The following is a 12,818-nucleotide window of genomic DNA, read 5'->3' as shown; positions in this document are numbered from 1 at the left end:
ACCGCACATTTGTGGTATCTCTCCGCCCTTTTGAAGGAGTGGGTAGATGAGTTTTCAAGCAATTTCTGTTGGCGCTGCCGTTCTGACCTTTCTGAATTCGGCGATAGCTTGGGCGGACCCGAAACCGCAGGGCGCGAAACCTGCTGATCCAAACACGGTTGCCCAGCTTTACGCGGGAAAAACTCAAATTTGGAAAGGATGCGAGGATGGCATGTACTTTGGCTCAGGCTGGCAGGCGAGTGCCTGGTGCAAAAAGCACAGCGACAACGTAGCCCTTGGTACATGGAAAGTTGATCGAAAGGCGCGTGTTTGCCGTGAATTGGTCTGGTACTGGCCAAAGGGTGATTCCACGGGGTCTAAACCGGATGACCTCGAATGCATCTAGCAAGTTGTTGCCCCAGATGGCGCAATTTGGCGCAGTTGGCCGAATGAAAACGAGTGGTGGTCTATGACCGATGACAGCAGCCTCGTGAAAGGTGACAAATTCAAATCCAATATAAGGAAAAATAAGAAGAAACTGGGTCTGTAGGGCTTACCCGTCTGGCTGGACAATTTAACGGTCCGGGCAGCGTTCGCAAACTGCCTGCACGATCAAGCCGAGTACTAAGTGGAGCCTTGATCCAAGAATGTGCACCGAATTGGGTGAGGCCATTCTTTATTGAACGACGGGCTCGCCTCCAATCCAAACGGCAGAGATCGCTCGGTCATCGCCCATCATGATGGTAGGGAAGATGGCCTCCCACAGATCGTCGGCGCTGGCTTCGCGCTGGGCGATGGCGGGGGTCGAGGCGAGGTCAAGGACGATCAGATCAGCCTCCATCCCCGGTGCGACGTTGCCGACGCAATCGTCCATCCGCAATGCGCGCGCCGACCCGACGGTTCCCAACCACAACAGCTGTGCGGCGTGCAAAGGTGCGCCCCGTAGCTGTCCGATCTCGTAGGCCGCAGCCATCGTACGCAGCATTGAAAAACTCGACCCGCCGCCGGTATCCGTGGCCAGTCCGATCCGGTGGCCATCGCGCATCAGCCCTGTCATGTCGAACAGGCCCGAGCCGATGAAGGTGTTCGAAGTCGGGCAATGGACCAGCGCTGCATCAACCTCGCGCAGCCGGTCGCGTTCGCGCGATTCGAGATGGATGACGTGGCCGTAGACGCCATGCGCGCCCAGCAGGCCGAATTTCTCATATGTATCCAGATAGTCCCGCGCTTCGGGGAACAGCTCGCGAACCCAGGCGATCTCGTCGGTCTGCTCGCTCAGATGGGTTTGCATTAGGCAATGCGGGTGCTCGGCCCAGAGCGCGCCCATCGCCTCAAGCTGTTCGGGTGTGGAGGTGGGGGAAAAGCGCGGAGTGATGGCGTAAGATAACCGGTCGACCCCGTGCCATTTCCTAAGCAGCGCTTCGGACTGGTCATAAGCTGTCTGCGCCGTGTCCCGCAGCCCCTCGGGCGCATTGCGGTCCATGCAGGTTTTACCGGCGACCACACGTTGATTGCGCTGTTGCGCGGCGGTGAAGAAGGCATCAACGCTTTCGGGGTGTATGGTGCAGAAACTGCACATTGTCGTCGTGCCATGCGCCGCCGTCAGGTCCAGATACCGGTGGGCGATCTCGGACGCATAGGCGGGGTCGCCGAACTTCATCTCTTCGGGGAAGGTATAGGTGTTAAGCCAGTCGATCAGGCGCTTGCCCCAACTGGCAATCATGGCGGTCTGTGGATAGTGGACATGGGCGTCTACAAAACCCGCCATGATGACGCGCTGGCCGTAGTCGGTTACGCTGGCGTGCGGATGGGCTGCACGCAGGCCGTCGGCATCCGCCACGGCCGATATACGGCCATTTTCGACCAGAACCGCTTCGCTGATTTTGACGGCTTCGGTCGGCTCATCGTCGAACGGCGAACCAGTGAAGCTCAGAACACGTCCTTTCAGCAGCGTTTTTTGCGCCATTATCCTTCATCTCCACCTGTATGGGACTGCGAAACAGCATAGGCGCGCGAAACTTGTCGGTAAATCGCCGCATTGTCATTGTTTTCCGGTAGCAGCTTCTTCTAATTAGGGGCCAATGACCGAAGAAACGGGGGCAGACATGACGACAGGCTTTGATGAACCCGTAACCGAGGCGACCAGCGATGAGGACGTCTATGCGCTGGATCGCAAGACCGTAGCGGCCATTCTGTATGCAGTCGATGTAGACGACCGCAATAAACTGATTGAGTTGATGGAGCCGCTGCACCCGGCCGACATCGCCGACCTTCTGGAGCAGATCAACCCCTATGACCGCGCGCGTCTGATCCGTCTGTATGATAAGGAGTTCGACGGCGATATCCTCTCGGAACTCGATGAGGCGGTGCGCGAAGAGATTATCGGCATCCTGAATCCCGACGTTCTGGCTGACGCCGTGCGCGAAATGGAAAGCGACGACGTTGTCGACCTGCTGGAAGACCTCGAAGAGCCACAGCAGGAAGCCATCCTTGGCGCACTGGAGGCTTCCGAACGGATTGCAGCGCAACAGGCGCTGGCCTACCCCGAGAACTCGGCTGGTCGTCTCATGCAGCGCGAGGTGGTCATGGCGCCCGAGCATTGGACGGTGGGGCAGGCCATCGATTTCATGCGCGCCAATGATGATCTGCCGGAACAATTCTATCACGTGGTTTTGGTCGATCCGCGGTTGAAGCCCGTGGCGCAGGTCACGCTGGGCAAGTTGATGGCCACCCGGCGCGATGTGTCGCTGCATGACATTGCCGAAGAGGAATTCCACTCTATCCCCGTTGATCAGGACGAAGAGGATGTGGCCTATGCTTTCAACCAGTATCACCTGATCTCGGCCCCCGTGGTGGATGCGGACGGGCGGCTGGTCGGTGTGATCACCATCGATGACGCCATGGTGGTTCTGGATGAAGAGCATGAAGAAGACATCCTGCGTCTTGCGGGTGTGAGTGACGAAAGCTCGATTTCGGACAGTGTGGCGGCAACCAGTCGGCGGCGTCTGCCGTGGCTGGCGGTGAACCTGTGTACGGCGATCTGTGCCTCGCTGGTGATTTCGCAATTTGAGGCAGCGATTGATCAGTTAGTGGCGCTGGCGATTCTAATGCCGATCGTGGCGTCGATGGGAGGTAATGCGGGAACACAGTCATTGACGGTTGCAGTGCGGGCGCTGGCAACGCGTGACCTGACCAATGCAAACGTCATGCGCGTAATCCGGCGGGAATTGCTTGTGGGGATGCTGAACGGGCTGTGTTTTGCCATCGTGCTGGGAACGGTGGGCATGATGTGGTTTGATTCTCCGATGCTGGGTGTCGTGATCGGGTCGGCCTTGGTCGTGAATATGATCATCGCGGGCTTTGCAGGTACGGTAGTACCGGTGGTGCTGGACCGCATGGGTGTTGACCCCGCGCTGGCGTCGGGAACCTTCGTGACGACCACAACGGACGTCATGGGGTTCTTCATCTTTCTTGGGCTTGCCAGCGTGGTGCTATTGTGACCGACCTGACTGAAATCAAAGCTGCCGCACGCAAGGCGGCTTTCGCTCGCCGTAAGGCTGCGTTTGACACCCGTTTGCCCGGAGCCGCCGGGCGATTGTCCGAAGTGCTGGCCGGGCATCGGGGTGTGCCCCTGTCGGGTTATATGCCGATCCGCACCGAGATTGACCCTGTGGCAGCGATGGCCGAAGCTTCGGCCTATGGCCCGGTCGGCGTACCGGTGATCCAGGCCGCCGGTCAGCCACTGAAGTTTTCCCGCTGGACACCCGAAGGCGCGCTGAAAGATGGCCCTTTCGGAGCCAAAGTGCCCGAGGTCGATGACTATTTTGACCCCGAGATTCTGATCGTACCTCTTGTCGCCTTCGATGCGCAGGGCGGGCGGCTGGGCTATGGCGGCGGGTTCTATGACCGCACGCTGGAAGGGTTGCGCGCCAAGCGCCCGACGCTGGCCATCGGGTTTGCCTTTGACGCGCAAGAGGCCGAAGGGCTGCCGCTGGAGCCCACCGATCAGCCGCTGGACATGGTGATCACCGAAAGCAGGGTGCTGACCTTTTCGAGCTGATTACCTCAGGTCGGGCTGTTTTCGCGAAAGAACTCCCAGGCATCGACTTCGCGCCCGTCGGATAGAATGCAGACGCCCGATTGCCCGTTGTCACCATCCCTGATTTCGTATTTCGCACCGCTTTCCACACAGAACGTCGCCGCGGGGTTTGCCAGTTGCGGTGCGGACTCAGGCGGCGTTACTGGCTGACAGGCGGACAAAATCGCAAGACCGGCGGCGGTCAGTACAAATCGGTGCATCAAATTCTCCGTTCGCAAGCGCGTAGATGGATTTCAGTGCAGCTTAACCGCTTGTGCTTGAGCATTACCACACTTAGGACAGGTTGAATGAGGATACTTTTTCTGGGTGACGTCATGGGCCGCGCGGGACGCACGGCCATTCAGCAACATCTGCCGCGTTTGCGCGACGAATGGCGGCTGGACTTCGTTGTTGTCAATGGCGAGAACGCCTCGAACGGGATGGGCCTGACCGGAGATCACGCCAAGCTGCTTCTGGACGCCGGTGCGGATTGTCTGACGCTGGGCGATCACGCTTTCGACCAGAAAGACATGTTGCAGTTCATCGAGAAAGAGTCGCGTATCATACGCCCGGTGAACTTTGCCAAAGGCGCGCCGGGGCGGGGGCATCGCCTGTTCAACGCACCCGGAGGCCGCAAGGTGCTGGTCGTGCAGGTGCTGGGGCAGGTGTTCATGAAACGGCCCTTCGATGATCCGTTCTCGGCCATTGAACCGATCCTCAAATCCCATCCGCGCGGGGGGCAGGCGCAGGCGATCATCGTTGATATGCATTGCGAGGCGACGTCCGAGAAGATGGCGATGGGCCACTATTGCGACAAGCGCGCCAGCCTTGTGGTGGGGACGCATACCCACGTGCCAACGGCAGACGCGCAGATCCTGCCTGGCGGTACGGCCTATCTGACCGATGCAGGGATGTGCGGGGACTATGACTCGGTGATCGGCATGGACAAAATTGAACCGATGCGCCGTTTCATCACCGGAATGCCCAAGGCTCGGTTCACTCCGGCCAATGGCGAGGCAACGCTGAGCGGTGTGTTTGTCGAGACCGATGACCGCGACGGGCAGGCAAAATCTGTGCAGATGGTGCGCGTTGGCGGACGACTGCAGCAGACCGGGCCGCAGTAAGGCTTGCTCTGCCGCGCGCAATGCGGGAAACTGCCCGACGGGCGCGCAAGCCAGGTCAAGGTTCGGACACAAAACCAAGAATGCAATTCCTTCAACTGACAGAAACGGGCAGCGCGATCGTGGCGCTGATGGTCGTTGCAGGCATGTTCGTCATGTTCTTGCGCGAAGTGTACCCGACCGAGGTTGTCGCCATCGGTGGCGTTGCCATCATGCTGGTGACTGGCATCCTGCCCTATCAGAGTGCGCTGGCCGTACTGTCTAACCCCGCGCCCTGGACCATTGCGGCGATGTTCATCATCATGGGCGCCATGGTGCGGACCGGGGCGTTGGATGCGTTTACCTCGACCGCGCAAAAGCAGGCGCAGGTGAATCCGCGCTTTGCCATCGGTCTGTTGATGGCGTTTGTCGTGTTGGCCTCGGCCGTGGTGTCGAATACGCCGGTTGTGGTGGTTATGATCCCGGTCTTTGTGCAGATCGCGCGCACGTTGAACGTTCCAGCCTCGAAACTGCTGATCCCGCTGAGCTACGCGGCGATTCTGGGCGGTACGCTGACTCTGATCGGGACCTCGACCAACCTGCTGGTGGATGGTGTGGCTCGGGCGCAGGGGATGAAAGCGTTCTCGATTCTCGAGGTCACGCCGCTGGGGATTGCGCTGGTGATCTATGGCATGTTCTACCTGCGTTTCATCGCGCCGCGCCTGTTGCCGGACCGCGACAGCATGGCCTCGCTGCTGTCCGACCGGTCCAAGATGAAATTCTTTACCGAGGCCGTCATACCCCCGGAAAGCAACCTGATCGGGCGCGAGGTGACAGGGGTTCAGTTGTTCAAACGCCCTGGCGTGCGCCTGATCGACGTGATCCGGGGCGACGAATCGCTGCGACGAAACCTGAAAGGGGTTGAGCTGAAGGTCGGTGACCGTGTGGTTTTGCGTACCCAAATGACAGAACTGCTGAGCCTGCAAAGCAACAAGGAACTCAAGCGCGTCGATCAGGTTTCGGCGGTTGAGACCAAAACAGTTGAGGTGCTGATCACACCGGGCTGCCGAATGGTGGGTCGGACGCTTGGCGCGCTGCGTCTTCGTCGCCGGTATGGTGTCTATGTGTTGGCGGTGCACCGGCGGAACCAGAATATCGGGCGTCAACTGGATGATCTGGTCGTTCGCGTCGGCGATACGCTGCTGCTGGAAGGGTCTCCGGCAGATATCCAAAAACTGGCGTCTGACATGGATATGGTCGATGTCACCCAACCCTCGGCCCGTGCATTCCGGCGTAGTCATGCTCCGATTGCCATAGGCGCGCTGGTAGGGATCGTCGTGCTGGCCGCGCTGGGTGTGGCGCCGATCCTGCTGCTGTCGGTTCTGGCTGTGGCCGTGGTGCTGCTGACCCGCTGCATCGACGCGGATGAAGCGTTTTCCTTTGTCGAAGGCCGCTTGTTGGCACTGATCTTTTCCATGTTGGCCATCGGCGCGGCGCTGGACAAATCAGGAGCCGTTTCGCTGATCGTCGAGGCGATTGCTCCGGGCCTGAGCGTGCTGCCACCCTTCCTGATCATTTGGGCCGTCTACCTGCTGACCTCGGTGCTGACCGAACTGGTGTCGAACAATGCGGTGGCCGTGGTGGTGACGCCGATTGCAATCGGTCTGGCGCAGGCGGTCGGGATTGACCCGCGCCCGCTGGTGGTGGCGGTGATGGTGGCGGCCTCGGCCTCGTTCGCGACGCCGATCGGATATCAGACCAACATGATGGTTTACGGGCCCGGCGGCTACAGGTTTACTGATTTTCTCAAAGTCGGTGTGCCGTTAAACCTGACGGTCGGCTTGCTGGCGTCCTTACTGATCCCCTTTATCTGGCCCCTTTAAGGTCGGCGCGGAACCGCCGGTTTTTAGGGGCTTAGCTTGTAATCTCTGATCCCGCCCCAATGTTTCTCTTCAAAGCCCTTGAAGAGAAAGGACAGGATCATGCCTTTTCCAAAGATCGGTCAGGCCATCGTTGCCAGTGCAGTTGTATTGGGGTTGTTGGGCGGTCACAGCACGGCCCAAACCACAAACGAACCAGTGAGTCTTGAGAATACCAAATGGTCCGCCATCGGGTTGAATGGAGGTGTTCTGGATATGGAAAAACGCCCCGAGATCGCGTTTGAGTCCGGCGGAGCTTTTGGTGGCAGCGGAGGTTGCAACCGCTTTAAAGGGCAGGCTGAGATGTCGGGTGGGCAGATCGACTTTCCAGACAATATCGCGGCAACCCTGATGGCCTGCCCGCCCGAAATGGAACAGGTCGAGCGTCAGTTTTTAGATGCGCTGCAGAATGTTGTGTCCTACGCGGTCGCCGGAGACAGTTTGGTCATGCTGGACAGCGCCGGTGAGCCGGTGCTGAAATTCGTGAGAATGCAATAAAGCCGGGCGGTCAGGCCACTGCCCGCGACCGCCCCGCATTGCGGCCGGAGAAGATACAGCCGCCAAGGAACGAGCCTTCTAGCGCGTTGTAACCGTGATAGCCGCCGCCGCCGAACCCGGCGACCTCTCCGGCCGCGAACAGGCCGGGGACGACCTGACCATCCGCGCCGATCATCTGGCTGTCGAGATTGGTTTGCAGCCCGCCCAGCGTCTTGCGTGTCAGCACGTGCAGCTTCACCGCGATCAGCGGGCCATTGGCCGGATCAAGGAATTTGTGCGGCTTGGCGGTGCGGATCAGCTTATCCCCCCGATAATTGCGCGCGGCCAGAATGGCCGCCATCTGCGCGTCCTTGGTGAAGGGGTTGTCGACCTGACTATCCCGCGCCTCGATCTGGGCGCGCAGGTGAGATTCGTCGATCAGACCGCCGCCCAACTGGTTCATGCCACTGACCAGCTCGGTCAGGGTATTGGCGACGATGAAATCCTCACCGTGTTCCTTGAAGGCCTCAACCGGTGCGGTGGCTTTTGAACCCGTCAGGACGCGCTGGAACAGCACCTCGCGCCAGCCGCCATCGGTCATGTCGGGGTTCTGTTCCGAGCCGGACAGGGCGAATTCCTTCTTGATCACCTTCTGGGTCAGCACAAACCAGCTGTATTCATGACCGGTTTTCAGGATTTCTCTCAAGGTGCCCAGCGTGTCGAATCCCGGCATACAGGGCGGTTTCAGCCGATTGCCTTGTGCGTCGAACCACATTGAGCTGGGGCCGGGCAGAATGCGGATACCATGCGAGGGCCAGATCGGGTTCCAGTTGCGCACACCTTCAGTGTAGTGCCACATCCGGTCGCCGTTGATCACGTGGCCACCAGCCTTTTCGCTGATGCCGATCATACGACCATCGACATGAAAGGGTACGCCCGCCACCATATCCTTGGGCGGCTGGCCCAGCCGGTCGCGGGGCCAGTTCTTGCGCACCATTTTGAAATTGCCACCGATCCCGCCCGAGGTGACGATGACCGAGGGCGCATAGACCTCGAACTCACCCACCTCATCGCGGTTGGTCTTTGCTCCGTGAGCGGCAGTGTCATCGGCCAGAATCTCGCCCGACACACCCTTGGCGCCGCCGTTCTGCATGATGATATGGCTGACCTGGTGGCGGAATTTCAGTTCAATAAGCCCGGCGCTGACATGGTTCTGCACACGGCGGATGAAGTGTTTCAGAACGCCCGGTCCGGTGCCCCATGTGATGTGAAACCGTGGCACCGAGTTGCCGTGACCATCCGCATAGGACCCGCCGCGTTCCGCCCAGCCTACGATTGGGAACCAGCGCAGACCCATCTCGTGCAACCAAGGACGCATTTCACCGGCTGCGAACTCAACATAAGCTTCGGCCCATTTGCGCGGCCAGGCATCTTCAGCGCGGTCGAACTGCGCGCTGCCCATCCAGTCGCGGAGCGCCAGATCGTGACTGTCTTTGATGCCCATCCGCCGCTGTTCCGGGGTGTCGACCATGAACAGCCCGCCAAGGCTCCAGAACGCCTGTCCGCCCAGAAAATGCTCGGGTTCCTGATCCAGCACGATCACCTTCTTGCCGCGATCCCCCAGTTCAGCCGCAGCGGCCAGCCCAGCCAGCCCGGCGCCCACAACGATAGCATCAGCAGTATTGTTGGTCATGTCTTGTCCTTTCAGCGGCTGCGAAGCCAGGCGATATACGGCAGGGCCACGACATACATCATGATACCGTATACGGCCGAGGGCAGGGCCAGCGGGCTGAATCCGCTGTCGGTACCCGTGATAAGCGCCGCGAGAGTGATCCCCAACGTCGAGTTCTGGATGCCAGTTTCGATTGAGACTGTCTTACTTTCATTCCACGACAGTTTCGCGGCACGCGCCAGCCCCAACCCGATTGCAAGCAGAGCGATGTTCAAAGTGACCAGCCCAGCACCCATGATCCCAAGGTTGTCGATGAACAACCGCCAGTTCCCGGCCAGCGCCGCGAGGACAATCAGGACAAAAAGGACAGTCGAAACTTTGGATAGCGGTGCGTCGATCCCTTCTGCGAACGTTGGCGCGAAATGGCGAATACTGACGCCGATGGCCACGGGCAGGGTGGTGATCAGGAACATGGCGACCGCCAGACCTGCGATCGAGACCTCGGGTGCGTCTTCCCCCATGAAGTGATTGATCGACCAAGCGGCCAAGACAGGAACGGTCATCATCGACAGCAGGCTGATCACGGCGGTCAGACTGACCGACAGTGCAACATCTCCCTTGGCCAATTTTGTCAGGATATTACTGGTCACACCGCCGGGGCAAAAGCTGAGCAGCATGAAGCCCACGGCAATCTCGGGCTGCAGGGCAAACAGCTTGACGGTGAAGAAAGCTGCAATCGGCAGCAGTACCACCTGACTCAGCGCGCCGATGGCGAAAGGGTAACCCCGAGTCAGAACTCGGCGAAAATCGGCAATATGCAGCCCGATACCCAGAGACAGCATGATAATGGCCAGCGACAGCGGCAGGCCGACATTGATAAGCAGATCCAAGAACAACTCCTCCCAAAGCCGTTCGGACCAGCCTATGCGAGGGGCGAAGTTTGAGGCAACCGCGCCGTTGGGTCACGCATAGCGCTGAGCAAAACGGCGCAGAATTTCGCCGGGCTGGGTAACGTCGGCCGCGTGGCAGATATCGATCAGGCGCTGCGCGTCGTCAGGCGGGAAATAGCCGTGGTGTTTGTAGATATTGATGCGTTCTTCGAAATCCTGCGCGTTGGCCTCGGGGTGGAACTGCGTGGCATAGACGTTCTGGCCCCAGCGGATCATCTGAAACGGGCAAGGGTCCGAGGCCACAAGGTGAACGCACCCGGCAGGCAGGGTCTGCACAGCCTCTTTGTGGCCAACGAAAGCGTCGAAGGTCTGGTCCAGCCCGGCGGTCAACGGGTCGCGGGCGCCGTCCTCGGTAAGGTGGCAGGTCGAGGGGCCGACGGGTTCTCCGAACTGGTCCTTGCTGACGTCTCCGTTCAGGTGTGCTGCCAGAATACCCAGGCCATAGCAACAGCCCATGAACGGGTGATCCTTTGCGGTGATCTGCGGCATCAGGCCCATGATGGCGGCTTCGATGCGGGCATCCATCGCAGACTTTCTAGCGGGATCGTCACTGACGCAACCGGGGCCGCCGCCGACGATCACTCCGGCATAGGCGGTGACGTCTAGCCCTTCGGGCAGGTCCTCGCGATCCAGACGGATGCGGTGGGTCCGGTCCGGCGACATGCCGGTCTTGTCCAGGATCGAGGCGTATTCGGCATCCGACGCCTCGGTCTCAGGGCGCAGTTGCAGGATCAGAAATCGTTTCATGCAGTGCCTTTACCCGTCAAAGCGGCCAAAAGACAAGAATGGCGGGGATGGAAACCGCGACGATGAGGATTTCCAGCGGCAGCCCCATCCGCCAATAGTCGCCAAAGCGATAGCCGCCCGGGCCAAGGACCAGCGTATTGTTCTTGTGTCCGATGGGGGTGAGGAACGCGGCTGAGGCCGCCACGGCGACCGTCATCAGGAACGGATCCGGTGAGACCTCAAGCGTGCGCGCCATCTGAATGCCGACCGGGGCGGCGACGATGGCGGTGGCGGTATTGTTCAGAACATCCGACAGGGTCATTGTGACGATCATCAGCACTGTCAGAATGGCCCAGGCGGGCAAGCCGTCGGTCAGTTGCACCAGCGCATTGGCGATCAGTTCGGTACCGCCCGAGGTTTCTAACGCGCTGCCCAATGGGATCATTGAACCCAGCAGCACAACGACCGGCCATTCAATATGGTTATAGAGATCGGCGATTGGCATGATTTTGGTCAGGACATAGGCGACCACGACCAACCCCAATGCAATTGGCAGGTAGATCAGCCCGACGCTGGCTGCCAGAACGGCGGCGGCGAACAGACCGATGGCCAGCCACGCCTTGTCATTGGCGGTGACGTTCAGCCCGCGCTCGGCCAGTGGCAGGCAACCCAACCATTCGGTCACATCGGCGCTGCGGTCGCGCGGGCATAGAAGAAGAAGGATATCGCCGGCCTCAACCTCGGTCTTGCGGACCTGTTCGGTGATGCGACGGCCCTGGCGTGAGATACCCATCAGCACAGTGCTTTGACGCCATGCCAGACCCAGCCCCTGCGCAGTGCGCCCGGTAATACGGGCGCTTTCGGGGGCGACGACCTCAATCACCTCCAGCCCATCGCCCTCGGCGGTCAGCAATTCCTGACGGCGTGTGTCCGAAAAGTCGAGGTTTAGCGCGGCGCGGAATTCATCCAGTGCCTCGGGCCGGGCTTCCAACACCAGCGCGTCGCCCTGTTTAAGCGTCGCATGGGCGGATCGGCCATAACGCCGCTTGCCATCGCGGATCAGGCCGATGATGGCGACGTCGGATTTTTCGGCGGCCTCATAAAGCTCGCTGACCCGCTTGCCGATATGGGCCGACTCCGGCGGGATGGTCAGTTCGGCAATATACTCGGCCAGCGCCTCCGAAGTCTCCTTCTGCGGCCCGCGGTTCGGGATCAATCGCCATCCGATCAGCGACACAAAGGCCAGCCCGGCTATTGCCGCCAATCCACCGACGGGGGCGAAGTCGAACATCCTGAACGGCTCGCCCAGTGTTTCCTGCCGAATTGAAGCGATAATGATGTTCGGCGGCGTACCGATTAACGTCGCCATGCCGCCCAGAATGGTGGCAAAGCTAAGCGGCATCAGGGTCAAGCCCACTGACCGCCCAGCCTTGCGCGCGGTCTGGATATCGACTGGCATTAGCAGGGCCAATGCGGCCACATTGTTCATGAAGGCCGACAAGACTGCGCCAATCCCACCCATCAGCGCGATATGCGCACCGAGGCCCCGCGAGGCATCGACCAATGTGCGGGTGATCAGGAACACGGCGCCGGAACGGACCAACCCGGCCGAGACCACAAGGACCAAGGCTACGATTATGGTCGCTGGATGGCCAAACCCGGCAAAGGCGTTATCGACGGGTACCACCCCAAGTACGACACCAATCAACAGCGCGGAAAAGGCTACGAGATCATAACGGAAGCGCCCCCAAAGAAGCATTCCAAATACAGTTGCGAAAAGGGCAAAAAGAATAATCTGGTCTGTCGTCATGCCGCCACCATACCCACAAGGCGGTCTTGAACAAGCCGCTCTCTTGATCCTATGCCCTGCAAACGTCTATATGAGCGCCGAATACGCAATCACTATTACGAGGACGC

At 59.9% G+C, this 12,818-nt stretch carries 12 protein-coding genes; 6 read left to right on the top strand and 6 right to left on the bottom strand.

The annotated features are described in order from the left end of the window. Window positions 1-46 precede the first annotated feature (46 nt). Window positions 47-385 carry a DUF995 domain-containing protein gene (locus ACR0IK_RS07145; RefSeq protein WP_480640953.1) on the top strand — a complete coding sequence of 113 codons (339 nt, stop codon included), beginning with the start codon at window positions 47-49 and terminating at the stop codon, window positions 383-385. Window positions 386-655: 270 nt separating this feature from the next. Here the strand turns inward: ACR0IK_RS07145 and guaD are convergent, their stop codons facing one another. Next, window positions 656-1,945 (bottom strand): guanine deaminase, encoded by a 1,290-nt coding sequence (guaD, locus tag ACR0IK_RS07140; RefSeq protein WP_480640952.1) that lies wholly within the window; start codon window positions 1,943-1,945, stop codon window positions 656-658. Window positions 1,946-2,084: 139 nt separating this feature from the next. Between guaD and mgtE the strand changes: the two genes are divergently transcribed. Both mgtE and ACR0IK_RS07130 read left to right on the top strand, forming a co-directional pair. Beyond that, window positions 2,085-3,479 carry a magnesium transporter gene (gene mgtE, locus ACR0IK_RS07135; RefSeq protein ID WP_480590053.1) on the top strand — a complete coding sequence of 465 codons (1,395 nt, stop codon included), beginning with the start codon at window positions 2,085-2,087 and terminating at the stop codon, window positions 3,477-3,479. Beyond that, entirely contained in the window at window positions 3,476-4,039 is a 564-nt protein-coding gene (locus ACR0IK_RS07130) for a 5-formyltetrahydrofolate cyclo-ligase (RefSeq protein ID WP_480590051.1), read from the top strand. The genes mgtE and ACR0IK_RS07130 overlap by 4 nt, the downstream gene beginning before the upstream one ends. Before the next feature lie 5 nt (window positions 4,040-4,044). On the opposite strand, the gene ACR0IK_RS07125 is transcribed toward ACR0IK_RS07130, so the two are convergent. Further along, complete coding sequence (locus ACR0IK_RS07125) at window positions 4,045-4,278, bottom strand: putative hemolysin (RefSeq protein ID WP_480590049.1); 234 nt, start codon at window positions 4,276-4,278, stop codon at window positions 4,045-4,047. Window positions 4,279-4,365: 87 nt separating this feature from the next. Between ACR0IK_RS07125 and ACR0IK_RS07120 the strand changes: the two genes are divergently transcribed. From ACR0IK_RS07120 to ACR0IK_RS07110, 3 genes are all read left to right on the top strand, one after another. Beyond that, complete coding sequence (locus ACR0IK_RS07120; RefSeq protein ID WP_480590047.1) at window positions 4,366-5,181, top strand: TIGR00282 family metallophosphoesterase; 816 nt, start codon at window positions 4,366-4,368, stop codon at window positions 5,179-5,181. A gap of 80 nt (window positions 5,182-5,261) precedes the next feature. Beyond that, window positions 5,262-7,040, top strand: coding sequence for an SLC13 family permease (locus ACR0IK_RS07115; protein WP_480590045.1), 1,779 nt, complete (start codon window positions 5,262-5,264; stop codon window positions 7,038-7,040). Between the two features lie 99 nt (window positions 7,041-7,139). Next, window positions 7,140-7,574 carry an META domain-containing protein gene (locus ACR0IK_RS07110; RefSeq protein ID WP_480590043.1) on the top strand — a complete coding sequence of 145 codons (435 nt, stop codon included), beginning with the start codon at window positions 7,140-7,142 and terminating at the stop codon, window positions 7,572-7,574. 10 nt (window positions 7,575-7,584) lie between these two features. On the opposite strand, the gene ACR0IK_RS07105 is transcribed toward ACR0IK_RS07110, so the two are convergent. The 4 genes from ACR0IK_RS07105 to ACR0IK_RS07090 form a co-directional block, all read right to left on the bottom strand. Continuing rightward, on the bottom strand, window positions 7,585-9,246 hold the full coding sequence (locus ACR0IK_RS07105) for an FAD-binding dehydrogenase (protein WP_480590041.1): 1,662 nt from the start codon (window positions 9,244-9,246) through the stop codon (window positions 7,585-7,587). Window positions 9,247-9,257: 11 nt separating this feature from the next. Then, on the bottom strand, window positions 9,258-10,115 hold the full coding sequence (locus tag ACR0IK_RS07100; RefSeq protein ID WP_480640951.1) for a bile acid:sodium symporter family protein: 858 nt from the start codon (window positions 10,113-10,115) through the stop codon (window positions 9,258-9,260). Between the two features lie 72 nt (window positions 10,116-10,187). Then, window positions 10,188-10,922 carry a glutamine amidotransferase gene (locus tag ACR0IK_RS07095; RefSeq protein WP_480640949.1) on the bottom strand — a complete coding sequence of 245 codons (735 nt, stop codon included), beginning with the start codon at window positions 10,920-10,922 and terminating at the stop codon, window positions 10,188-10,190. Between the two features lie 16 nt (window positions 10,923-10,938). Then, window positions 10,939-12,711: an SLC13 family permease gene (locus tag ACR0IK_RS07090; protein WP_480590036.1), complete on the bottom strand. Its 1,773-nt coding sequence runs from the start codon at window positions 12,709-12,711 to the stop codon at window positions 10,939-10,941. Between the last annotated feature and the right edge of the window lie 107 nt (window positions 12,712-12,818).

This window comes from Ruegeria sp. BF7, from assembly GCF_056538605.1.
Note: the sequence above shows the minus strand (reverse complement) of the source record. Positions and strands in the feature narration are given on the sequence as shown.